General features: G+C 65.2%; 19 protein-coding genes and 1 pseudogene. 4 read left to right on the forward strand and 16 right to left on the reverse strand.

Annotated features, from left to right (window positions below):
- A partial coding sequence (locus ACWEVR_RS28130; protein ID WP_452469373.1) for a hypothetical protein occupies positions 1-391 on the forward strand: 391 nt, incomplete at its 5' end.
- 9 nt (positions 392-400) lie between these two features.
- Here the strand turns inward: ACWEVR_RS28130 and ACWEVR_RS28135 are convergent.
- Positions 401-646 (reverse strand): integrase core domain-containing protein, encoded by a 246-nt coding sequence (locus tag ACWEVR_RS28135; RefSeq protein ID WP_452469374.1) that lies wholly within the window; start codon positions 644-646, stop codon positions 401-403.
- Positions 647-691: 45 nt separating this feature from the next.
- Between ACWEVR_RS28135 and ACWEVR_RS28140 the strand changes: the two genes are divergently transcribed.
- A complete protein-coding gene (locus ACWEVR_RS28140) occupies positions 692-976 on the forward strand; it encodes a hypothetical protein (protein WP_452469375.1) in 285 nt (94 codons plus the stop codon).
- 9 nt (positions 977-985) lie between these two features.
- Here ACWEVR_RS28140 and ACWEVR_RS28145 read toward each other — a convergent pair whose 3' ends face one another.
- From ACWEVR_RS28145 to ACWEVR_RS28210, 14 genes are all read right to left on the reverse strand, one after another.
- On the reverse strand, positions 986-1,177 hold the full coding sequence (locus ACWEVR_RS28145; RefSeq protein WP_452469376.1) for an IS3 family transposase: 192 nt from the start codon (positions 1,175-1,177) through the stop codon (positions 986-988).
- A gap of 738 nt (positions 1,178-1,915) precedes the next feature.
- The gene (locus tag ACWEVR_RS28150) at positions 1,916-2,050 is read right to left on the reverse strand and encodes a hypothetical protein (protein ID WP_452469377.1); all 135 of its coding nucleotides are present in this window, start codon (positions 2,048-2,050) and stop codon (positions 1,916-1,918) included.
- An 839-nt stretch (positions 2,051-2,889) separates the two neighbouring features.
- The gene (locus tag ACWEVR_RS28155) at positions 2,890-3,501 is read right to left on the reverse strand and encodes a hypothetical protein (protein ID WP_452469378.1); all 612 of its coding nucleotides are present in this window, start codon (positions 3,499-3,501) and stop codon (positions 2,890-2,892) included.
- Entirely contained in the window at positions 3,501-7,082 is a 3,582-nt protein-coding gene (locus ACWEVR_RS28160) for a WD40 repeat domain-containing protein (protein WP_452469379.1), read from the reverse strand. The genes ACWEVR_RS28155 and ACWEVR_RS28160 overlap by 1 nt, the downstream gene beginning before the upstream one ends.
- Positions 7,079-7,987 carry a hypothetical protein gene (locus ACWEVR_RS28165; RefSeq protein ID WP_452469380.1) on the reverse strand — a complete coding sequence of 303 codons (909 nt, stop codon included), beginning with the start codon at positions 7,985-7,987 and terminating at the stop codon, positions 7,079-7,081. Before ACWEVR_RS28165 ends, ACWEVR_RS28160 begins: the two co-directional genes overlap by 4 nt.
- 3 nt (positions 7,988-7,990) lie before the next feature.
- Positions 7,991-9,118: an RNA polymerase sigma factor gene (locus tag ACWEVR_RS28170; protein ID WP_452469381.1), complete on the reverse strand. Its 1,128-nt coding sequence runs from the start codon at positions 9,116-9,118 to the stop codon at positions 7,991-7,993.
- 302 nt (positions 9,119-9,420) lie between these two features.
- Positions 9,421-10,542 (reverse strand): hypothetical protein, encoded by a 1,122-nt coding sequence (locus ACWEVR_RS28175; protein ID WP_452469382.1) that lies wholly within the window; start codon positions 10,540-10,542, stop codon positions 9,421-9,423.
- Positions 10,543-10,604: 62 nt separating this feature from the next.
- Positions 10,605-11,012 (reverse strand): hypothetical protein, encoded by a 408-nt coding sequence (locus ACWEVR_RS28180; protein ID WP_452469383.1) that lies wholly within the window; start codon positions 11,010-11,012, stop codon positions 10,605-10,607.
- 2,820 nt (positions 11,013-13,832) lie between these two features.
- Positions 13,833-14,558, reverse strand: coding sequence for an ABC transporter permease (locus tag ACWEVR_RS28185; RefSeq protein WP_452469384.1), 726 nt, complete (start codon positions 14,556-14,558; stop codon positions 13,833-13,835).
- Positions 14,559-14,650: 92 nt separating this feature from the next.
- Positions 14,651-15,613, reverse strand: coding sequence for an ATP-binding cassette domain-containing protein (locus ACWEVR_RS28190; protein ID WP_452469385.1), 963 nt, complete (start codon positions 15,611-15,613; stop codon positions 14,651-14,653).
- Positions 15,614-15,635: 22 nt separating this feature from the next.
- Complete coding sequence (locus ACWEVR_RS28195; RefSeq protein ID WP_452469386.1) at positions 15,636-16,961, reverse strand: hypothetical protein; 1,326 nt, start codon at positions 16,959-16,961, stop codon at positions 15,636-15,638.
- Positions 16,958-18,367: a hypothetical protein gene (locus tag ACWEVR_RS28200; protein WP_452469387.1), complete on the reverse strand. Its 1,410-nt coding sequence runs from the start codon at positions 18,365-18,367 to the stop codon at positions 16,958-16,960. Before ACWEVR_RS28200 ends, ACWEVR_RS28195 begins: the two co-directional genes overlap by 4 nt.
- Before the next feature lie 16 nt (positions 18,368-18,383).
- Positions 18,384-19,853, reverse strand: coding sequence for a condensation domain-containing protein (locus tag ACWEVR_RS28205; RefSeq protein ID WP_452469388.1), 1,470 nt, complete (start codon positions 19,851-19,853; stop codon positions 18,384-18,386).
- Positions 19,850-21,343, reverse strand: coding sequence for a condensation domain-containing protein (locus ACWEVR_RS28210; RefSeq protein WP_452469389.1), 1,494 nt, complete (start codon positions 21,341-21,343; stop codon positions 19,850-19,852). The genes ACWEVR_RS28205 and ACWEVR_RS28210 overlap by 4 nt, the downstream gene beginning before the upstream one ends.
- A 428-nt stretch (positions 21,344-21,771) precedes the next feature.
- Here ACWEVR_RS28210 and ACWEVR_RS28215 point away from each other — a divergent pair, with 428 nt between their 5' ends.
- Both ACWEVR_RS28215 and ACWEVR_RS28220 read left to right on the forward strand, forming a co-directional pair.
- Entirely contained in the window at positions 21,772-22,005 is a 234-nt protein-coding gene (locus tag ACWEVR_RS28215) for a hypothetical protein (RefSeq protein ID WP_452469390.1), read from the forward strand.
- Positions 22,006-22,048: 43 nt separating this feature from the next.
- Positions 22,049-22,489, forward strand: a pseudogene (locus ACWEVR_RS28220) (hypothetical protein); the annotation flags it as partial.
- Positions 22,490-22,655: 166 nt separating this feature from the next.
- On the opposite strand, the gene eccA reads toward ACWEVR_RS28220, so the two are convergent.
- A complete protein-coding gene (eccA, locus tag ACWEVR_RS28225; RefSeq protein WP_452469391.1) occupies positions 22,656-24,473 on the reverse strand; it encodes a type VII secretion AAA-ATPase EccA in 1,818 nt (605 codons plus the stop codon).
- Positions 24,474-24,555: the final 82 nt, after the last annotated feature.

Genomic DNA, 24,555 nt, shown 5'->3' on the forward strand with positions numbered 1-24,555 from the left:
TGGTGGTGTCAGAATTCGCGAACACGAAAATCTCGCTCGCGCAGGTGGTGTCGAGATTCACGCACAACTGGTGTCCAGGTTCGCGACCAAAACCAAGCCCGCGATGAACGCCGAAATCACTGATCCGATACCGGCCGCCAACGGAGCCAAGTCCTTCCAGGACATCCCCGCCTCGTCAAGATCTTGCTTGTCCTGCGCCACCTGTGCGAGCCATGTGATCACGGTGGCATTATCCCACCAAAACCCAGCCACCCACAGTCGATCACTCGACAACAGGGAACTGCCCCCGACGACGCCCACCCTGCACCTGGTCATAGTCATCGCCAATAGCCCCACCGACCTCCTGACCGATCACGGGCCTGACCCCGGAGACTGGACACGGAGTTTGTGATTACGCGGCCTAAGCCACACTATCGACTGCGTGGGCGCTTTCGTAGTCGACGCGGCTGAGGTAGACGCGGGAGGGATGCCTTAGCCGGGTGTTGTAGCGGGTGATCCACCGGAACACCGCCAACCGCGCCGCTTGCGGTGATTCCCACCGGGCCGCGCCCTGCAACGTCTCGCGTTTCAGGGTTGCGTTGAACGATTCCACGAGGGCATTATCCGCGCTCGTGCCTACCGCGCCTGTCGATAAAGTGACGCCCAACCTCGTGCACAGGACGGCGAACGTCTTTGCGGTGTACTGACTTCCGTGGTCGGCGTGGAAGACCGCGCCGGCGAGACTGCCCAGGTCGCGGCTGCGGCGGTGAGGGCGTTTTCGACCAGTTCGGTGCGCATGTGCTCAGCAATCGGCCAGCCGACCACGCGGTGTGAGAAGCAGTCGATCACCGTGGCCAAGTGCAAGAATTCGTCGTCTCCGCAGGGGCAGGTAGGTGATGTATTCGGTGTTCTGTATCGACGCCGTGAAATCGCGGCGGACCAGATCTTGGGCCGGTATCGGCAGGTCGGGCACGGTCGTTCGGTGCCCGCGGCGTAGCCGCAAACCCTAGATGTTGTTCTCGCGCATAGTCCTTGCGACGCGTTTGTGGTTGCTCCGCTCTCCGGCAGGTGCACCGTGGTCGAGCTCGGCGGTGATCCGGGGCCGCCCGCAGGTGTTGTCGGCGTCGTAGACGGCGCGGATCCGAGTGGCAAGGTCAGCATCGGCATCAGCGCGGGCTGCTCGATTTGTCGGTGGCACTGATGCAGGCGTGGCACCACGATCGGGCCAGGCCGATGACCCGGCATATCCGCTTCACCTCGAAGGTGTGGCACTGGTCGGCGACGAACTGGAAGCGGGTCACCAGCGCGTCTGGCCGGCGAAATACTCGGTCGCCGAACGCAGGATGTCGCGCTCGGTTTCGAGCTTGGCCTTCTCGTCGTTGACCTGGGCGCGAGCTCTGCCCGCAGGCGGTGCCACAACACCACGGATTCGGCGTCACCGTTGCACGGCCGTAGAAGCACGCCTTTGTGCGCCAGTGGAAGCCCAACTCTGCCGCACATCTGTCTCTTGATCATCTTGATGTGGTTTACGCATCCCTCGACCGACCCGAGTTCCAGCGCATGGTAAGCCCAGCGGGGACCGCGTCCAGGTCGGACTCAAGCCCAAGTCCCCCAGCCGCATACGGGAGGTAGCGCTGCCGAACGGAGCTGAGTGGTGAGGAAGTCGATTTGATCGGCGAGGATCTTCTCCACGACCGGCGGGTGGATGACGGCGACACATACCCTACCACCCAATGGATTGCCTTCGCTCGCAATAGTTTTCGCGCTGGGTGACACGATCTTTTCGGGGTTACTGGCGAATTGCATCGACCCAGCTCCGCTTTGGGCTTGTGCGCGCTGCCGGTTACCGCTCGATGAAGATCGGCGAGGACGCCCGCGAACCGGGCGGCCTCGCCATGCACATCTCCGCTCGCTGCGGCTATCTGACCCCGAAGGCCTAGGCGACCGCGGCCGCCACGAACATCAACACTGTCACCGACGCAGTCAGCACGATAACGCACAGCATGAACCGCATCAGCTTGTCCGAGTCGCGCATCGCCAAACGCACCGTCTTGCCCAGCTGTTCCCACATGTCCTGTCACGCCCCTATCTGTCGAGCCAGTTGAGATCCAAGGAGGGTTGCGACAGTTGGCCTTTCGGATCTGCCCCCGACGCTCCCGGAGAAGGACGAGCCGGTTGCTCGTCTTTCAAGGGGGAGACGATCGAAGGGCAGCAACGTTGCGTCACGACCACATCGACTCTCGGAGAGTGAGCGGGCCGCCCCATGGCCATGTGCGCTTCATCGCCCGGCACCTCTCAACTACTGGGGATCGGGCACCCTCGCCGCCCGCTGCTGAAAGCAATGTCGGCCGAAGGTGTGGATCGCGGCCGAGGCCGCTCCCGCGCTCGCGCTAACCACGTAGAGTGCACCAGACCTGCGGTGCCCACACGCGGGCGGCCACGCTCATATGGGGGTGATCGGGACCGAGTCGGCGGTCCGCGCCGGAAACCGGGGTATCGACCCTGCCTACCTCAGTCCGACGGCCGGTGGCATCAGGCCCATCTGACCGCGATGTCAGACGTTGCCAGCGGGCGAACTCGATCCCATAGTCCTGATGCTGTACGAGCACCAGAACTCGTGCACCAGCACTATGGTCACCGGTCTGAACCTCGCCGCAAGTTGATCGCATGGATTGAAGGCCACGTCAGCGCTTCCACCCGCGCGATTGCCGGGCATATCGGAGCCATCCGCCGCGCAAATCCCACGCCGCGGTTGCCGCTCGTCGCAATGCCACAGTCGTGGTTGCGGGACTCGGTCGCTGACAGAGTTGTCGAGGAGATGCCGCCGAGCAGCGACCGCGCCACGATCGGCGGACACGACGGGGTGCTGTGCCTGAGCAGGTAGCCGACCGTCGGCGCGGGAACTGCGGGCTACTCGGTCGCCTCGACGTTCTCGACGACGACCTCGGTACCGGTCCAGCGGGCCTCGCCACGCAGCGGAAGTGAGGGGCAACACCCAGAGTCATTGTCGCGATACCCTTTCCACGTCATGTACACAGTGCGGTCACGGATCTCCAGTGTCTCGATACTCCCCCGTCCGCTCTCCTGGTAGTCGAAGTCAGCCATGTTCACGCCGCCGAGTCGGGCGCCGCCGTCTGTGTAGAGCTGCACCGAGGGCGGCCAGCCGACCCCGCCGGCGGTGCAGATCATCGCTACCGCCGCATCGTCGACTCCGTCGCCGGTGAGGTCTCCGTAGGCGACGTGCGGGCGGGTTGTGCCGGGCTCGGCGCCATTAGTGAACCCGATCATCACCGGTCCACGGCGAGGGTCCTGCAGCCCCAGTACCCCGTTGACCAGGCGTCCCGGTTCATGTTTGCAGAGACTTGGTACTTCGGCGTTCATGATGTCGTTGTGCTCGACGGGTCGCGCACCGCCCGGTTCCGTAGGCGTCGTCGCTTGGTCATTACTTTTCCCGCAGCCGGCGATCGCGAGGAGCAGCACTGATGCTGAGGCGAACCGGACGAGGAACCGATACCTCCTCATCAGCGGTCTCCTTCCGATACGCAGAGCGGAAACTGCTCGGTTTCGTTGCCGACGTATTGAGACCATTCCGCAGTCGTGAGGTCTGAGCCGGCGATGTTGCACATCGCGGTCCGCATGTCGAGATTCTCGACGAGCAGGACCTCGACATTCTTCGTTCGGAAGAAGGAGCCACGCTCATTCGTTCCGGTGCTGGCGGCGAGGTAGTTGCCGTCCGGGCTCCAGGCCAACTCGGCTACCTGATCGAGGTCGCCGAGCCCGGTGACCCGCCAGACCGGCGCCACCTCATCGAGCCGGTCGGCGGAGCGGAAAGTGATCTGGCCGCTACCGAACAGGTCGATCGCCATCCGCGTGCTGTCGGGTGACCACGCGACAGCGCCTACGGTATAGCCGAGATTGACCGGTGCGACCAGTTGTTCACCTTTGATGGAGTAAATCGCGACCTCGTTTGCCCTGGTTACCGCGACCTTGCTGCCGTCCGGTGAAAGGAAGCTGTCTTGGTAGTCGGCGAACATCGTCGGCTCCCGGATTTCCCCCGTGTCGAGATCGATGACCGCGTGCGCTCGCTGCCCCTGACTCCAGTAATCGATCAACCACAGCTTGCGGTTCGTGTCGACGGTGGCCGACGTTCTGATGATCGCGTCGGGGTGGCTCTCCATCGCGAGCGGACGCGTCCACAGCACGTCTCCGCTCGCGGAGTCCCACGCGACGACCACCGCTCGCGACGGCGACAGGCCGTACACGCGACTGCCGTCGGCAGACAACGTGACTGCGCTCGCGAGGTCCGGCCCATCCTCCGGGCGAGAGCCAGGAAATCGCAGCACACGGAAATGCGACTCGGTTGTCTCGTCCGAGCGATTCCAAATCCACACGGTGGCGGCGGCATCCGATCGCCGGTAACCTGCCGCAGCGGCGTAGCGCTCGTCGGCAGCGACCGAGAAGACTTGGGCCTCGACGTCGCCGAGGGTGTACCGGAAATTTTTCAGCCCTGGCCTCACATCAACGGGCAGGCCGTAGGGAGTGCTGATTTTCTGCTCCGCCTCACGCTCCCTGGACATCTCTTCCAACGCGATTCTGCCGAATTCGTTCGACGCCTTGCCAGCAACGCCCGCCATCATCAGAAGGCCGTCCGGGGTAAACCCGAGGGCTGTAGCACCGTATCGCTGCTTCAGCCGGGTCATCGAGTTGGCGGGGTCATGCACGAAAACACTGCCGTCGGCGCGTCCGGCCACAACAGTGCCGTCCTGTGTTTTGGCGATCGACCGGATGGCCCGGTCGACGGCGGCGTCGGCGGTGGTGTTGGTCAGCGCCGCTGTCAGCCGCCCGTCCTCGACGTAGCCGAGCCCCTTCGAGGTAACCACCGCGAACTCGTCGGAGAACAAGCCGAGATACGCGAAATCGGTGATCCTGTCACGGATCAACCCGTTGACGTCGGCGTCATCGCCGTGCCGGTGGAATTGCTTCAGCCCGTCGTCGGTGCCGGCAAGGATGGATCCCTCCGACGAAATCGCCACCGCGTGGATCGGCGCACCGGCGTCCTCTGTCACAAGCCGAGTCGAGTAGATCCGCCGGGTATCCGGAGGAGAGTCGTAGTTTCCGGGTTCCTCACTCGGCGGGGCCTGTCCCGGCGCGGCCTCGATCGTGAACTGGCGCAGCGTGTTGTTCGAGCCCGCGATGGTGACCGTTTGGTTCGAGGTGTCTTTGGCCTGTTGGATCGAGGGTTCGAAGACGGCAGCCTTGTTGAAGTTGCTGACCGCGACCACTGTCTCATCCGCGATGCCCGGTTCTGCGATCGAGTTCTCCGCGTTCACCGACAGATCGAACCGATCAGGTTCCTCCATACCGGGAGCCCAGAAGAGACCACGGTAGTTCGCGTCGAAGGCGACCACCGCATTGCTCTCCGGGTCCACGAACGGCCCGAAGATTTCCGAGCCGCCGAACCCGCTCTCAAAGACGGCGGCCTCGCCTGGAGTCACCCCGTCGACGCCCTGGTAGATCCGTAGGGTCGAGCCGGCCACCACAGCGAACATTCCGGTCGCACGGTACCCGCCACCTCCGATACCCCACACCGGTGCCGGAACGGAAATCTCGCCGAGCGGTCGCATATCGGGCAGCGCCCATGCCTTCACCGAATCGTCCTTCCACGCGGCGGTGAGAACGGTTGTCCCGTAAGACGCGACGTACTCGACCGCGCTGTCGGCTGCGTGTGCGGAGGCCACCACCGACTTGTTGTTCTCAGCCACGGTCCGCATCGCTGCGCGGGTCGTCTCCGTCGAATTCAGTGAATCGCCAGCGAGTGCGAGTAGCGCGGCAAGCCGTGAGTCCTGGTTGACCTTCTCTCGCGACAGCGCGGCGAGTTCGGTAGCGAGCTCGGCGCGTCTGCTCTCCTGGTACTTCGAGTACCCCACTGCGGCTATCGGGATCACCAGGGTCAGAACGACGGCCAACGTAGCCAATACCCCGACCAAAGTCGTGTTCACCCTGGTTCGGGTGGCAGTGATGGCGTCGTCGACGCTGTCCGCACCGATGATCTTTACGTCGATCCCCGTCGCAGCCGCCTCGTCGAGCGCCGATCCGGCCACCACCACGCGCCACTGCTGCGCGCGAGCGGCATCCAGCTTTGCCTCGTACCCTTCGACTTTGGTCAAGGTTTTGTCGCGGAGCCCGGCCGTGACCACGCTGTTCGGATCGAGTGAGCGCAATCGGCGTAGGCGGCGCAGCGTTGTGCGGGGCGCCAGGTCGTCGAGGGCAACCGCAAAGGCTGCTGCCATCGAGTCGCCTTGCAGCGAGTCGCAGGGGTTGCCCACCGAGTCGGTCACCGACCAAATGACGCAGCTGTCGGTCGTGGGAAGACCGCTCGCCTCCCAGGATTCGGCGAGGCCGCGATCGAGCGCGGTGTCTGCCAGGAGAAAAGCCATCAGCTCCGGATCGGCGTGCAGCCCGCTCGGGCCCTCGTCGAGCAGGCTCACGGTCAGCCAACCTGTGTCGCCGGCGTTGCGGTGTTGGGTGCTGTTCGAGACGAACACCACTGGAACCCTGGTGCTGCGCTTGACCTTCGGTGATCTGCCAGCGAGCACACCGAGCAGCAGGATGACAAAGCCGCGGCTGGGGTGGGCGCCCTCGCCGACCAGCCGTGCGACCAGTTCCGGCAGCGGGCCGGCGCCGGAGGTGAGCCCCCCTTTGCCCAGCAGGTGGTTGCCCACCGAGTGCACACCGCACGCGTCGAAATGACGTAGCGCGAGGGAGATCGCATCGTGGGAATCGTGGTGGCCGTCCAGGGCTTCGGCCAGCGTCAGGATTACTCGTGCCGCTGCCATGAGAGGGGTCGGAATTTCCTCGGCGTCGTTGTACTCGGCGGGCGGTTCCGGATGCGTTGCCCCGGCGGGGATCGGCCAATCGACGTGCGCGTGTGATTGCAGAGCTTCGTATACCTGCTCGCCTTCGGCAAGTGCGGCGCGCAGCTCATCAAAGGCGCCAGGCGCGCCGATGGCGGCGGTGCAACGGCGCAGCCATTGCTGTTCCTTGCCGATAAGCCGGTCGCGTTCATCGGCGTCATCGTGGGCGTGCGCTGAGGTCTCGGTCATCGCATGCCCGCTTCGATCGCGCGGGCGACCGGGTGCGCCGCGTCGAGTGCACGGTGCACTCGGCGCCACAAGTTGCGTTCGCTGGTGGAGGCGCCGGAGACGGCGGCGGTGACCGCCGGCAGCCAAGAGTCCGGCACGGTCTCCGCGGACAATGGGCGATGAATGGCCGCGCCGTCCGGTGCCCATGCAGGCGTTCCCGGCACTCTGGCGTGCCCGGACAGCACGCCGCGGATGAGGCGCAGCACGACCAGCCGCGTAGTGTCCATGAAGTCGACCCGGACGATGTGCAGGGGCTCAGCCTGTTCGGGGAGAACCCGAATCTCGATCAGGGCGCTGCCGTCCTCGGCCACGGATTGGACGTACTCGAGACCCCAGTCGTCGTTGCGCACCCGGAACACCGGAGCCGTCGGCTCACTGCTCGCGGCCGCGCGGATCCGGGGCAGCGTCGGTGCAACAGACCACGGCCCCGCGATAACGTTGTCGCGCAACGTTTCTGCTGGATCGGATGCCGTCTGGGCACTTCCGGTCCCGCAGCGCTCGATCAACTGGGCACACAACTGCCCCAGCTCCGAATCCTCTGCGGCGGCGGCACGGACCGGCTCGGCTACGCCATGCTCGGTCCAGTGCCTGCGCAGTTGGTCCTGGTACTCGGGGACGGCGAGGACGAGCCGAGCGAGCTCGGAGTCGAACCCGAGGACCGAGGCGCGCGCGATCTCCGTCGGCACCCGAGCTGTGCCGGTCAGCGCGGCGGCGACCGCGGCGACCTCGAGCAGCGGGGCCTGCGGCCCGGCGTCTTCATCGCCAGCATCGGTGGCGTCGGCAGGATCGAACTCGTCGTCTACATCGAAGATCAGGAGATGGTCGAGCTCGCCGGTGGCGATGGGATCGTCCGAGAGTCCGGCCATAATTCAGAACTCCAGGGGTCGGTACATTACCGGGTTGTGCGGGCCGCAGACGGCGACGCATGCCGGATAGGGGCTGGTGACATCGTCGGCGTAACGGGTCTCGGCAGCGTGCAACCGTTCTGTGAGGACGGCCCGGTCACCCACATCCTGCGGAGGCGACGGATCTGGCTGTTGCGCAGAAACCTTCTTGCGTCGAGCGGCGAGCTCAGTTGCGAGTTCAGTAGAGAAGACCGACATATCGGCTCGCGTGCCATGGGCGGGGCTGGTGCGGAGCGAGCGTCCGGCCAGCCGGAGCCGGATGAGGTCGCCAGCCCGGCTGGGGTCGGCGGAAAGCCCGTCAAAGACGTCGAAGTGCTTTTCGGCGTCGGTCGCCGTGGGCCTGGTCGATGCCCAGCCAAGGACACACGCCAGGTATAGGGCGAGCCCGGTGATGTTCGTAATGCGGGTCGTCCGGCGCGAGATCGTCCCTTTGTTCACACCGTAGTGCGTGGCGAGCAGGTTGTTCATGCCGCGGTCCGAGTCGCGGGTGCTGCCCTGTGGATACAGCACCGGCACGAAGCGGTAAAGCAGCGCGAGGTGCTCGACGTCCTGATCGGTCAGACTGAGCAGGGTCTTGGCCCGGCGGTTTCTGCGGTTCCACAGCGCCATGAGTATGGCGCCGACACCGGCACGGGTCAGTTCGTTCATATCCCGTCGCACCACTTCAGCAGCGGGATCATGCAAGACGTATTCCCCGCCACCGTCGGCCGGGTCGGTGCGCAGCTCCCCGAAATCGGGTTCGGGAAGTTCTCCGTCGTCGAGGCTGCTCTCCCTCTGCTTCCGGCGGACCCGATCGATGGCGGCCCTGGACACCACCGTCGACACGAACGTCCGGGATGCGTACGAATCCGTCATCTGCTCGAGCGCTACCTCGGCCTCGTCGGCGGGTACGTCAACGACTCGGTGCAGCAGCTTGACATAGCAGTCGAGTACGACATCCTCGACGAAACGGTCCTCGCCGAGGCGCTTTCGGGCCACAGCGAACAGGTAGCCGATCGTCGCCGGCCGGAAATGCTCCTCCAGCGCCGCGATCGTCCGTTCGCGCAGCTCCCGCAGTCTGCGCTCGGGCATCGTACTCTGCTCCGGCAACACGCTCCCCCTCCTGGACGACCTGCGACTGACTGCCCAAACCTGCAGCGCGACAGCGAAACACGGCGTGAGGAATCACACACTACCGGCTGACAGACCCCCGCACCGTCTATTCAACGATCGACCGAATGCACACTGCCCCACGCACCGCTACTGGTCCTCGGCCATGCCGAGGAAGCCTTCATCCCCGTCGCCGGTAGGTTCGCCATCAGCACCTACCGGCACTCGCGCCCGCCAGTGGGTACGTTTCGCGCGGACGAGTCCACCGACCTGGCGAGTCGCCCGCGCGTCCGACGAGATGACAGCTACTCGGGCCTGCGCTGCCATAGGGAGTCGGAGGAACCGATGTGGAGGTAGGGGTTTGTCGAGGCTGGTGGGGGCCTCTTCTTGTCGGGGCTGTAGGCAGCCAGCTCAACGGTCGCGGTAATGGTGGTCAGCGCGCCGAGGAACACGGCTCCAGGCAGCGCGAACCCAGTCGCGGCGGTAGTGGTCGCAAGGACCGCACCGCACCACAACGAGGCGATCGCGGCGAAGATGCCAGGCGCGGAAGCGATTTTGGTCCACCGTGATCGGTCGAACCAGCGGGGTGCCATCGTGAACACGATGAAACCGGTGAACATAGCGAAGGGCACTATCGGGACTGTCACCCAAGACAGCAAACCCACACCGATCCCGCTGGTCGCCGCCGCGATCGACTTGGTCGCGGTCATCCTGATCGAGTCGGATTTGTAGAGCGTGCGTCCCGCGATCGCCAGCAGTACAGCGGCCACGGTGACCGTGGCGAGGAAGCCGATGACGCCGCCAGAGAGGTTCTGGCTGAACCAGGCGGCGCCCGCCAAGGCATAGATCGCGAGCAGGGTCATCGCCAAAGGGCCGCATTTGGTGGCGACCCGGCGCAGTTCCAGGCTGGCGGTATTCCGGTCCGTAGAGCCGAATTTCGGTTGCACGATGGCGTAGAACTCCGTCCCTGACGGAGCGGAAGGCGACCTGAAGGAGCCCACCACCTCCTCCTCGGGTGCAGCATCGACTTGTTCGGCCGCGTCCGGAACAGGGTGCCCGTCCGGCCGTAGCGCCGACAGCGTGACCGCGGGGTCTTCGTCATCGCCTGGCTCGTGCAGCGTGGTCGTCGGCGACGGCGGCGAAGATTCGGCGTCTGCGTCAGGCGGTACCTCGATGAGGATATGACTCTTGTCCCGGCCGCCACCGTTGATGCGGATCTCATCCCACATTCCCAGTATGGTCGCCGCACTACGTTCGGGCACCCGGCACGCGTCCAGGAACGCCTGGACCTGGTTGCGGTTCTTCGGCAGCGAGTTGTTCTGCTTATTGATGAACCGGTATGCCGTCGAACGCGGCAGCCCGGAGAACGCCGCGACCTGTCCCGCTGTCAGGCCGGATGTTTCATGGATGCGCCGCAGCATCGCCATGAACGCCGCGGCGGCCTCGTCATCGGTGGTGGCGTTGTCCGCCCCAAGGGGCAACTGCAGACTCATCGGGTGCCCGCTCCGATGCTGGCGATCAGCGCCCGACGCACGCCCCGAGCGAGTGCACCGAGGACAGCATTGGGCAATACCAACGCCACCAACGGGATCGCGATCGCCATCAACGACTTCACCGCATCACCAGGGGCGGTGCCGTGCGAGACCAGGAACACGTGGGAAGCGAAGCCGGCCACCACGATGATCGCGGTAAGGAAGGCTTCCGGCCACGACAGTGACGCGACCGGAGCCGCTAGCGGTGGGCTGGTTACTGCCAGTGAAGAGGGTACGGCAGATTCGAGGTCGTGGCGCTGCCGCCGCAACTTGGGCATCGAGGTTGTCATCTCCAGGTCATGCTGGAGGCCGGGGCAGGCAAGATCTCCTTCTTGATGCCCGCCACCCACACGCAGGACACCCATCACAAAGACGCGCTCAACTGCACCCGGCCGCCAACGATTCGTCGGCACCCGGGCGGGTGCCGACGTCGCGCCAGCCGAGACTCAAAAGCAAAGCAAGTCACGACCACCGGCGTGGAAGTTCCCGCTTCACACACCAGTCGTCGGGGCGGTGAACCACCCCGACTCCGGCCATTGTGCCCCATCACAGGAAGATAACGCCCCCTCGGAGCGATCAAATATCCGAATGATCGAAGTTGGCGTCCAACAGATCTACCGTCCAGTGTCGAACATCAGTTCGCCGAAACCTCAGCGGACGTTCAACGGTGTGCAGACTGTGCCCTGGCCCACATGGCATATCGGCGTGTCCTGCGGAGCGTCAACGACCACCAGCAAACATCCATAACGGCACAGCGTGTCTAACGCCCTGTTCACAGGCCATTCTCGTGTTTCGTGTCCAGCCGGGGTGTGCAGGGCATGCCACCTGCGTTCGATCTGTCATACCGTTTAGGAGCAGACCCGAACACTACTTACCGGTAACCACCTCTTATCGAGACTACTTATCGGTAACAATCGAGGTAGGGTCTGAAATTACCCAGGATGATCGCAACGCCAGCCGAGCACCCGGGTACGACGAGGCACTGTTCCCGCAGACCACCTCGTCTTGACAATGCCCTCAGGGGATGGATCCCCTGAGGGCATACCAAGAATAATGATCCATCAATAAATATCGAGTGGTCGAATCGGAAAAGGGACCACCGGACCCCGATCGGTCACAAACTGCACCGTCGATTCTCGATGCGCCTGACTACGGCTCGCCACGGGACGATCAACGAGTAGAAGCTCGACGGAGCCGGCAGTCCAAGGGCGAAAGTCTGCCCAGCGGCCTACGGGAGGGTAGCGCTGCCGAACTGCGCGACCCAGAGCCGCTCCGCCGACCCGTGTTCCCAAACTCGGCGCGAAACCGGTATCGGACTCATCCCCGCTCGCGCGGGGAGCACCACGACAGTCGCCCGGTCCTTGCTGTACACCGGGGCTCATCCCCGCTCGCGCGGGGAGCACATCGGGGAGAACCCGCCGCGCGACTGGTTCGAGGGCTCATCCCCGCTCGCGCGGGGAGCACACTAATTGACCTGCGCGTTTGCAGGCCAACCAGCCAAATTTCATTCACTTTCGACCGCTCCGAACCGAAATCACCGACAAGGCCGACCAGCATCCGGCTCCACATACACACCACCTCATCACGCGCCCTCAGCAGCCACCGTCATATCGCAGTGCCACAGCACCCTAGCCGTCCATCGAGCAGCCTGCCCGTGCATCGTCACGACACCGACCGAGCACAGGCGCAGTCGACGACTTCTCGAAAGCGCAGCAAAGCCGTGTCCGCAGTACTCGACCCAACACACATTAAACACACAGAAATAACCGGAAACAGCGGGAAACGATGGGAAGCAACCAGAATGCGGCGCGCGCCGAAGTCCTTCTCTACCAGTGATTTTGGGCACTTTCCGGTAGCTTCGAGTCGACGCGAACCGGCGTCAAGTGGCCGCAGGTTCAAATCCTCCGCCAACCCGCCCTGTCTGGAGCGGCGGTTGGCGGAGTAGACCGCCGGATAAGAGGAGCTTCAGGACGATTGCGCCGTCAGTCCAGCAACAATGACGTCCGCTGAATCAGACGGTGTGCGTAGTGTGGTCGAAACGCCCTCCCGATTTACACAGCCCTCGGAACCGCGCGTGCCACCGCACTCCGAACAAGAACGCGAGTTTTCTCCGCGACGGCCCATCACCTCGCAGGCACGGCGGGCAGCACCGCCCATCAGTGATCGATGTCCACTACGACCAGCGACGCGCCGATGCGTGACGATCTTTCGACACCGAACCGACACCGGCGCCGCTGCGTCGGTGGGTCAACACAAGAACCGCAGCCGAGCACCTCGGCATCCACCCAGAAGTGCTGCGACGCTGGGCCCACCAACCAGGCCAGCACACCTGGCTACCCAAACCTATCCGAGTTGGGAAGGAATTCCGTTGGGACATAGACGCACTCGAATCTGCCCTGACGAACTCGAGCGACACGCCACCCGAGCACGACAGTGAGACGGGGTAGACCACCGAGGCCTCTCAGGGTAACCGGCAAGCCGATGCTCACCGAGATCGCCCCCGGTCATTGGAAGGCACGCATCTACATCCGTGACACATCGGGCCGCCGCCGTCGACATCCGTGTCGATCTCGATGACGAGCTGTCGGACTCGATGACTGTCAAGCAGCTGTGGGGCCACTATCGCGACCAAACGAACAGCTCGCCACCCTCCACACTCACCCCGACACCCGGGCCGACCGTAACATCGTGACCCGGCGACCCCATCCTGCTGACCACGACGATCACCCGCCTCAGCCGCGCCTCCACAACCTTCCAACGACTCACCGAGGCAACCACACACCTGCGTCTGTCCACCCGATGGCCCCTGGCCTTGATCGACACTCCGCGCAGGACCGTCACTTGACCAGCGGCGGCCACGATCAGTAGTGACCTGCTCGCGCACTGAGCGGCGGCGCCGTACTGGTCTGAACGACCGGTGGACGCCGCAGGCTACCTGCGCCGCTTTGGCTTCGCCGTGCGCAACTGCCAGGCGACTACGACGCCACGGGAGAGGTTGGGCCGAGCCGATCAGCTTCCCGGACGGCGAGCATGTCGCCGGGCTCCTCCTCCCGAACGGAGTTCAGACCACGGCACTCCCGCCGTCGAGCATCGCAGGAGATGCTGTCTCCGCTCTGTTCCCGCCGTCGAAGCGACTATGTCTTTGATCATGCTTCGGCGTGGTCGACAGGTACCGACTTGAGTTATCAGTTACGCGAGCGGATAAGACGCACCGTTGCCGGTGCGAAAACGAGCATCACCGCCGTCGACACCCCCCACGACCAGATAGCGTCAGTGGTGAACGCGCCGGTATCCGCGGCGGCTCGGACGGCTGACACCAGGTGTGACACCGGGTTGACCTCGGTGAACGTGCGCAACCAATCCGGCATCGCGACCGGCGGGATTATCGCGTTCGACGCGAAAGTGAACGTCATCAGGATCATCACCGAGATACCCTGCACGGCCGACGGCTTGGTCACCAGGATGCCGACGGTGGCGAAGACCCAGCTCATCGCGAACGTGCAGTAGATCACCAGCAGTACCGCCAGCAACAGCCCGATGGGTTGCTCCGGCCGGTAACCCATGGCCACGCCGGTCGACACCACCAAACCACCAGACAGCACATAGCGCAGCATGCCTGCCACGAGCGTGCCCGCCACCGGGGCCAACCGGGACACCGGCATCGACACAAAGCGGTCGAACACCCCCGTTTGTATGTCTTCGCACAGATGGACACCGGTGGCCACCGCCGCGGTGAGCACGATCTGCACCAGCACTCCGGGGATCATATGTGGCAGGTAGCCGCGAACGCTGCCGGCCAGCGCTATCCCGAACAGATTCGCGAACAATACCGGCCCGGCGATCGGCCACAAGATGGCGTCGTACAACAACTGTGGGCTGCGCCGGTAATTCAGCATCACCCGGTAGGCCATCACCCCTGCCTGGCGCACCGCAGCGCGCGGACTCACCCTGGTGATGGTGGGGGCTACGGAATCGGGAGTGGCTGACAGTTCCGTCGTGACAGTCATGCGAGCTCCCCAGTCTGGATCAGGTTGCCGGTGATGGTGAGGAACACCTCGTTCAGATCCGGACGGTCGACAGTCATGTGCTCGAGGGCGATGTCGTGCCCACGCAGCTCCACCAGCACGTCGGTGACACGATCGACGTCGCTGAGCGCGGTGGTGATCTCGCCGTCCAACGCCGACACCGACGGTTGTGCGGCGGCAATCCGTGCCAGCACATCGACGGCCTCACCGCGACGGTCACCGTCGCGCAACCTGATCCGCAACACAGCGCCGCCGATGGAGGTCTTCAGCTCATCAGCCGTGCCCTCTGCTACGACCGTGCCGTCATCGATGATCGCGATCCGGTCGGCCAGAGCGTCGGCTTCCTCCAAGTATTGGGTGGTGAGCAGGACTGTGCTGCCGCGCGCCACCATCGTTCGCACGGTGTCCCACATGCCGATTCGGGTGTGTGGATCCAGCCCGGTGGTCGGTTCGTCGAGAAAGATCAGCGGCGGCGACCCGAGCAGCGTCGTGGCGATGTCGAGGCGGCGGCGCATACCGCCTGAGAGGGTGCGTACGGGCCGGGTCGCTGCGTGGCCTAGCTCGAACTGTTCGAGCAGTTCGTCGCCGCGCCGGGTGGCCACGCGGCCAGACCAGCCCAGCAGCATGCCAAAGATCATCAGGTTCTCACGCGCCGACAGATTGTCGTCGAGGGACGCGTACTGGCCGGTGATCCCGATCATCGAGCGCACGGCGGTTGGTTGCCGCACCACGTCGTAGCCGAAGACCTCGGCGCGGCCGCGGTCGGGCCGCAACAGGGTCGATAGCAGCCGCACCGTAGTGGTCTTCCCAGCGCCGTTCGGGCCGAGCAACGCGAATACTGAACCGGCCGGGATCAGCAGATCCACCGAACGCACGGCACACAATGAGCCGAAGTCCTTGCCGAGCTCATCTGCGCGGATGGCGGGGGTTTCGCAGGTCATGACGGAGTCTTTCGGATGGTGGTCATCGGACGATGTGGGGTTCGAGCCCGTATCCCCGGAACACGTCGGACACGACATGGGCGAGGTCAGTGTCATCGGCACGCGTGGTCGGGTGCCAGCCACGTATCGAGAGCCGGATTTTGCCGGCGATCTCGACGGCGGCGACGGTGAGCACTCCGCCCCGTTCACACAGATCCGCTTCCGACTCGAGTCGCTGATACACGGTGTGGTACACCAACACCTCGGTGGCTGGCGCCCCGTCGATCCGCAATACCGCATCGTCCATGGCGCCGGGCAGTGAACATCCGGTGGACAGGTAGTCGGCGGCGAACACCGAACGCACCACGGTCGGCAGCAGTGATCGTGGAAGCACGGCCGCTACCGTGATGCCCGCTTCGACGGAGCGCTTCCATGACGGGTCGGTGAGCATTTCCTTCATTCGGCGGCGCAGGGGTAGCAGATCGGCGAGAGGTCCGTCCTGTACGTCGACGTCGAGATGGATTTCGGTGAGTGCGTTGGCCCGGAAGTCGTCGGCGGTGCGGGTGTTCACAGCGATGGAGACGCCAGCCTTACCTTGCTCGTCGGTGCGGCCAAGGGCGGTAGCGATGCCGGCACTGATCGCGACCGCGAGAGTGCTCGACGATCCGCCGCGTTCGTCCGCCGCGGCCTTCCACTCCGCAGCGGGCACCGAGGCCCCGACCACCGGGATGCGGGGGCGTGCGGACCACGTCGGCAAGCCCGTCGCCACTACGCCAGCGGACAGCACGTTCCGGCGTTCGTTGGTCGCCGTGAGTGCTCGAGGGAGCGCTTTGGCGGCACGGATGGTGCGGCGCACGGCTGAGTGGACTTCATCGGCGAACAGGCGCAGGCGGCCGTATCCGTCGGAGTCGTAGGTGGGCGCGAGATGTAGGCCGTGCACGGCGGCGGCGACCGCGAGATAGGTGCCGAGTCCGTCGGCGAGACTGTGCGACACCAGCAGCGACACGACCGCGGTGTCGTTGTCGAGTGCAGCGGCCGTCAATCGCCAGGCTGGACCACCGTAGACGGACAACTGGGCGCAGGCGCGCTCGGCGATCCATTCCTGCAGTTCGGCGCGTTTGACCTGGCCTGGTTCGACGACGAGGTCGGCGAACCGGCCGACGGCGGTCCAGCGGTCGCCCGCAGGGCCGAACGCGGCGGGCACAATGGTGCGGCTGAGCGGTCCGCGCCGCAGGGCCTCGTGGAAATCGTGGAGCCCGGCCAGGTCCACCGCGCGGTCGTAAAGCCACACGCAGTGGATGCCGACCGGCCCGCGGATCTTCTGGGTTCGGGCGCTCAGGCAGTCCAAATCGGCGAGACGGGAATTCATCGCACCTCCATGACGTGGGGTTGCGCGATCGCGGTCATGGTCTCGCGCAGCGCGGCCAGGTAGCGGGCGGCCGTCGCGCGCGCGATCGGCGTGTCGGGATGCTGCATCGTGACCTCGACGCGGTCGGCGTGTCGGTCGAACCAGGTCTGCGTGCTGCGCCCCATGGGTCGTCGGAAGCGGAAACTGTGGTGGGCGTGGAGATTCGGCAGACCGGTGCTGGGCAGGCGACGCAGATCCAAGTACGACACCATCGGCGTGATCGGTGGAATGCCGCCCGGGTCGGTCGCCAGCAAGCCCAGCATGGGTATGGCGCCGAGAACGTGGGTAGCGCGCACCGCGGCCGCGGCCGCAGCCGCGAGTTCGTCGAATCCATCTCCCTCGTCGCGTTCGATCCGGATCGGCGCGATGTTCACGAACCATCCTTGGGCGGTGGCGAATCGGGGCTCCAGCCGGGTGCTGCGCAGACTGAGCCACTCGTGGATCCGTCGGCCATCCAGCGCGGCCTCGGTGAGCGCCAGCGCGGCGAACAAGGACGCGCCGAATCCCGCGCCTGAACTGTGGCACCGGCGCTCGAAGTTCGCGGCGCCGGTCCCGTCGAGTAGTGTTGTCCGGCTCAGGGTGCCAGGTGCGGTTTCCGCGCCGGACAGGCCGAACTCGATCGGCGGCTGCGGGTATCCATTCGGATGTCGCCGCATCGCCGCCACCAGGTCACGCACCGCGGCGATATCGGTGTCCGCGGCCTTCAACGAGTCCTGTTCGACGCGGGCGAATTCCACGAAACTGCCCGGTTCGGCGAGTTCGGGCACGGTGCCCGCTCGATACGCCTCATATGCGGTGGTGAGTTCATAGACCGCCTGGTCGAGCGAATTGCCGTCGGAGTTGACGTGATCGACACCGAAGATCACGGTGCAGTCGGTGCCGTGATCTACGGCGCAGACGAAGAACGCGGGCCATCGAGCTGTGTCTACGCCGTGCAGTCGGCCCGCGTGTGCGTCGACGACCCGCGTCACTGCCTCCCGGAGGTCGGCGGATCGGGTGTATCGCACCCGATCCGCGATCCGCAACCCGATGGGGCCGTCGTCGGCGAGGTGCCGAACAAAGCCGGTGCCCGCGAAACTGTCGGGGCGGAACCAGGAGCGCAATGTTTCGTGCCGTCGCACGAACGCCTCCGCGGCGCGCTGCAATGCGGCCTCGTCCAGCGGGCCCGCGAGCATGAACGCGCGCACACACATGGCGGCCAGGACATTGCCACGCTGCCGCTCGGCGTAGCTGTGCCGGAGGTGGAATCGCTGCACGGAGGTGGGCTTGACGGTGGAAACCGGTGCGTCGAGCATTCTCCGCACCGCGTCATCGGTCGGGGTGATCTCGATCAGCACGCCGGGCTGGGGCGCCCATTCGTCGATCATGATGATTTCCATGGCATTACGCGTTCTTCGTCGGCGACAGCGAGGCGTCGTCGGTATTGGTTGCCGTGTAGTCGCCGGTATCGACGATCGTTCGCAGTACGGTCCGCAAGTGAGTGAGCAACGCGGTGACCGATTCGCGTGCAGCCGACGTGTCCGGGAAGCGGACCGCGACGAAGGTGTGGTCGAGGTCGCGGGTGAACCAGAACGGCGTCAGCCCGGAGAGTTGGTTGCGCGAGCCCATGATGCTCACCGACACCTCGTTTTCGAGCTGTAGCGCACGCAGGATGTGACGGGTGTCGGCATAGGAGATCTGGCGCCATTCGCTGGGCTCGGGCACCGGTCCACTCGCCCGCGCATGCTCGAGCACGCCGTGCAGCGGGACCCGGGCCAGTGGCTTGATCGAGTCACACGCGGCACGCGCGGTGCCGACCAATTCGCTGAACTGTGCCTTGTGCCCGACCTCGAACGACACCGGCAGCAGGTTCACAAACCAGCCCTGCGCCATCAGATATTGCGGTTCGTTACGCAAGCCGTACACGCTGAGCGCCGTGAAGTGGTGGTATCCGGCGAGCTCGAGTTCGGTCAGGGCCAGCGCAGCGTACAGACCGCTCGAGAAGTTGCCGCCGTGCGCGGCGCACCGTTCGCTGAAAAGGTCGGATTCCGTATCATCGAACAGCGCGAGCTGGATCTGGCCACTCGGCGCGGTCTGTCGGTGTTCTAGGCCGAGGTCCACCGGCACCGGGCGAAATTCGGCCGCCGCGTTGCGCAGGGCGGAAACGAATTCGCGCACCCGCTCGGCCTGCGGGCCGACATTGCCGGTGTATTCGTGTTCGGTGCGAGCGAATTCCACGAAGCTGCCCACGTCGGTCAGCGATGGTGGTTCGTTGCCCTGTTGGTAGGCGGTGTACAGCGTGCGTAATTCCAGAAACGCAGGGCCCATGGACAGTGCGTCGCTGTGTGCGTGATCGACGCTGAAGATGACGGTGAATCCGCAATCTCCGTGATCGATGGTGGCGCATACGAAGCCGGGCCAGGCTAGGGCGTCGGACCGTTCGATGAAGTCGGGCAACAATTCGGCGCGGATTGCATCACCGCAGTCGAACGTGCCGCGTTCGACGGTGGTGAAGGCGACGTCTTGGGACCGATCTTCGTGCCGGATCAATTCGTTGTCAGCGGCGGGAGCGAACCAGGACCGGAATGTCTCATGGCGCAGGATGAATGTCCGGAACGCTTCGCGCAGCGCGGTGCGGTCCAGCCGCCCCGGCAGCCGAAAGGCCAGGACGAGACCGGGAGACGGGCGGCGGCCCGCACGGCGCAGCTCGATGCAGCGGGTGATGTGTGCCCGTGTCAACACCGACGGCGGCACATCGCTGGCCGGTGCGGCCGCTGCGGCAGCGATCGCGTGCTCGTCGGGCCGGAATTCGAGCAGTTCGCCCGCCTCGGGGGACCAGTCCTCGATCGAGAGGTCGGTCTGAAGGACACTCATGTAGCGGTCGCTTTCTCAGGCTGGATCGTGCGGCGAGGGTGGGGCACCTGTGCGGTCACACCAAAGCCCGCCCGCTGAGTGGGGCACTGTGCGTCGATGTCGCCGTGGTGGGCGAGTTCGGCGAACAGGGCGCGCAGTCGCAGCACAGTTGTGTGCACGTCCTCAGCCGATTCGGCGGTGTCGGGGTAGCGAGCGCTCACGCTCAGACCCTGATCGGTTCGGAAGAACCAGAAGTAGTGGTCGTCGGGGGAATGATTGGTACCACGCAGGAACGAGAACTCCGCGGGGCGATGAAGCCGGTGGACAGCACGCAGATCCATGAATGACGCGAAGAAAGCGATATGCGGTTCGATGCCAAGCAGTTCGCAGGCGCGCCCGAAGGGAACGCCGATCTCACTGCGAGCCCAGCGCAGTTCGCTGCCTGCGGCTGCGATGAGTTCGCCGAAGCTCGCGGCGGTCGCGGTGTGGATGGTGACTGGGGACAAGTCCACAAACCAGCCGGCAGTGTTGGCGTTCATCGCCATGGCGGCACGGGTGCAGCGGGGTACGACTGTGCGAAAATCCTCGCGGCCGCGCAACGCGGTGGTGACCGAACCGAGTCCGGCGAGCAGAGCTGCGAACAAGCCGGTGTGGTGGCCGCGGGCGATGGCGGTGACTGCGGTGGCCTCGTCGGCGCCGAGCAGCGGTAGCGACAGAGTTCGTTGAGGTCTCCGCGGACCGCCACCATAACCACGGGCGAGCGGAAACACGCAGGCATGTGCGGGGGCGAGAGTGGTGCCGAACCGGTCCGGTTCGGGTTCGGCGACGAATCGCCGCCACGGTTCGATCGCTGGATGGTCGCCGGTAATCTGCTCGGAGTGGGCGCGCTCGGCTTCGCTGAACTCCAGGTAGCTGCCGACCGCGGGAAGGACGGTATCGGAGGCGCCGGTGCGAGCCGCGTCGTACAGCACAGCGAGTTCGGAGGCCACCATTGCCACGGTGTAGCCGTCCGTGATGGCGTGATCGGCACCGAACACGACGGTGAATCCACCCACGCCAGCGATGGTGATGAACAGGTAGGACGGCCAGTGCAGCGGGGAGGTCTTGGCGGAGAGCACTCGATCCGCATGGCGTCGTGCGGCGGTCCCGTCGAGGTTGCCGACAGTCCGAGCGCGGACACGGATTGCGGCGGACTCGAGGGTGTACCGAGTAGGGGTGCCGTCCTCGACGGTAGCGTGGCTGCGCAGTACCTCGTGCCGCCGGATCCAGGTGCTCAGTGTGTTGCGCCAAGCTTCGTGGTCGAACGGACCAACAACGCGGAAGGCGCAGCCGATCCAGGACTGATCCTCTGGCGGTGTCGCGTCGAGAATGCCGCGCAGGTGCCGTTCGTGGTTATGTGAGATGCGGCGCTGATCGAGAGAGCAGCTCATTCGCCCCGGTTCGGCGTGCGGCGACCATTCCACGACGTGTCCGGCGGGAAACGCATAATCGGCGAGTTCGGTGAACCTCACCAGGAACTCCCCTGAGCGCAAGCTCGACTGCTGCGGCTGCGGACCAGCTGGGCTGAGCGCACCCGAGAAGGCCCCCGCAGTCGTGACCGGTCGGTGTCACGTCCCGTCCCGGAGGTCCGGGCGTTTATCAAGATTCCGTGGCGACTCATCAGAGACATGACAGGGAGTGTGCACCCGATCACATATGCATGGACCAGTTACCGGCTCTCGGTCGGTTTTTTTGGATTAAGCAGACCATACCTACAGGTAATCGAGAAAATTCTTGGTTAAGAGTCCGATCTTTCCCGGACACATACTCCACATCTCGAGCGTTCGCCAGATTCAGTTGCACGCCTTGAGCGGATCAGTCCGCGCCGTGCTAAGGGTCGATGACTTCGCGCTGCGCCGCAGTGGCGGCACCGGTCACTCCGCCCACGGCGCTCAGCGCCATGATGAAGCCGATCAGCCCCTGGACCGAAACCCAATTCGCGGATGGCGTAGAGAACAAACAACGCCTCGACGAACATCTAACAGAGGTTGAAGGCCGCGCCCGCGAAAGCGAGGACCTGCAGAAACGGTTCCCCGACGACGAAGCGGATGCCCTCGGCGATCTGGCAAGCTTCTGCTGGCGCGGGCCGAACGACTGCCCGCGATCCTCGCGCTACTACGCATGTCCGGGCTGAGCATCGACGATCACCTGTCCCGCCGTGAGGCCAGGTCCTCGCCCAGCCCCGCCTACGTGGCGTCCTCGACGACATCCGCCTGGAAACCAAGGCCCCACGCTGTCCCCTACTGGCGCTACAGCATCTCAACGACCAGCTCATCCATTGCGACGGGGTCGACCGCCAGGTCGAGCGGTACAGGCGCGCGGGTGTGCACGTCACTTACGTACGCGACCGTCTCAGCGACCATTTCACACTGTTGCCACCGGTGACGACGTTTCTTCGCACTCATTCGACCCGATGGAACACTGGAACGGATTGTGGTACAGCGCATTTCGATACATGTGGCGCTCCTGAAGAACCGAGAGGAGGAACCCATGGACCCATCGCCGAACTCGAAGCCCCGCCACAGGAGCTAGTGGGTGGCGGCCGCTGGGTGCCGAGCCCTTCTGAACACCCAATTAGTGACGCGACACAGAGGGCGAACATTCCGCAGCCGGGCTGACCCCGGCCGGGAAACGGTGGTCGGACCGGGCACTGCCCACCATGAGTCCCGCCCTCGGACCGTGTTCGACAAACAGCCAATCCACGGAGTCGTCCGACAACGTCGCCTCAACCTTGAACCAGTAGACGATGGCGATGTCGGGAGTTTGATCGGGCAGGTGCGCCGACTACGTCAGGGCCGCGAGGACAATGTCGAGTGCCTTGCGCATGTCATCGGCCTCGATGCGCATGAGCGTCTCCTCGTCGAGGGCGCGCAGGTCGAGGGAGTCGTTCATGGCGAGGCGGTACTCGCGTTCCTCCTCGGCGCTCTCGATGACATTGCGGATGAAGCGGCCATTTCCCGCGAGGTCGACCCCGCGCCTGGGCAACCCGCTCTGATCGACGCGTTCGGCGTCGTAGAGTTCGGCACAGGCCGCGCGCAGCAACTCGATGGCCTCGGCCGCGACCGCCGAATCGCGTTTGCGGGCGATGAACTCGCCGATCTCGCAGAGTTCGTCCGGGGTGTAGGAATCGAATTTCACGCGCTTGGCGAAGCGCGAGGCGAGACCGTCGTTGCTGGCCAGGAAGCGGTCGATCTCGCCGTCGTAACCGGCGATGATCACCACGAGTCGGTCGCGGTCGTTCTCCATGCGGGCCAACAGCGTGTCGACGGCCTCCCGGCCGAAGGCATCGCCACCGGAGAGCCCGGACTGGATGAGGGTGTAGGCCTCGTCGACGAAGAGCACGCCGTCCATGGCCGAATCGATGAGCGCGTTGGTCTTGATCGCGGTCGAGCCCAGGTGCTGGCCGACGAAATCCGAGCGTTTGGTCTCGACGACCTTGTCGGTCTTGAGCAGGCCGAGCCCGCAGTAGATCTTGGCGACCACGCGGGCGATGGTTGTCTTGCCGGTGCCCGGCGGGCCGGTGAAGGCGAGGTGCTGGCCGCGCGGCATGCTGTTGAGACCCTTCTCGGCGCGGATCTTGGCCATGGTCGCGGTCGATTGCAGTTTGGCGACTTGGACTTTCACCGCGGCGAGCCCGATCTGCGCGTCCAGTTCGGCGCGTGCCGAGGCGAGGATGGTCTCGGCACGATCCTCGTGTTCGCGCTGGGCCGTCTCGTCGAGCGATGGCGCCGATCCTGGGTCCCAGCGGTCGACCCTGGCCGCGATCTGTTCGCCGGTGGTCACCACGATGCGGAAGGTCGGGTCGGCGATGGCGCGTGCGTTGGCCTCGAAACCTGGCACCTGGCTGTACACGGTCTCGAACAGGGCACGCGCCTCGTCCTCGTTGCCCTGTTCGCGCAGGGCAAGGCCACGGCAGTACATGGCCGCGGTGCGCGCGGCGGGGATCGGGCCGCGCTCTGCGTGTTCGAGGCGGCGCGTGGCCTCGCCGAACAGGCCGAGATGCGCGCACGCGGTCCCGACCATGACGTGCGCGCCGACGGCCATGTACTGGTCCTGCCACTCCGCGGAGCCGGCGAGCACGGCCATCACGTCGGGCCACAGCTGCGCGGTGAAGTAGATGACAGCGCGCGCGTACGCGCACACCCGGTCGTCGTGGGCGCGATCGGGGTCGTCGTCGATCTTCTTGCGGCGCTCGTCGAGTTCGGTGAGCACCCGCTCGGCCTCGTCGAACTGCTTGTCGCCCAACAGATGCATGGCGTAGGCGATCCAGATCTCGGTGAGACTGGCCGCCGGATAGTCGATGTACTGGCCGATCTGGAAGCGCCCGGCGAGCTGGCGCGGCGGCAGGCCGAGGCGGCGCTGTTCCCGCGCGAGCGAGGTGGTCGAGGTGCGGTGCAGCTGCCGGAAGACCTCGGGCGCGGTGTCCCCCGCGGCGAGACGGCCGAGCCAGCCGTCGCACATGTCCGGGTCGAGTTCGGTGGCGCGCCGGAACGCCACCTTCGCGTAGTCGAGGTTCTTGGCGGCCTGCTGGCCGTCGACGGTCAATCCCAACGAAAGCACGCCCGCGTCGAAGACCTGCTGTGCTTGCCGAATCGCTGACATGCGCGCAACGTAACCGCACGATCGCCGCGTCGTCACCTCGATCGCAGCCGCGCGCCCCGCACATTCACGCTCACGTAACCCG

The sequence above is a fragment of the Nocardia sp. NPDC003979 genome, from assembly GCF_053605015.1.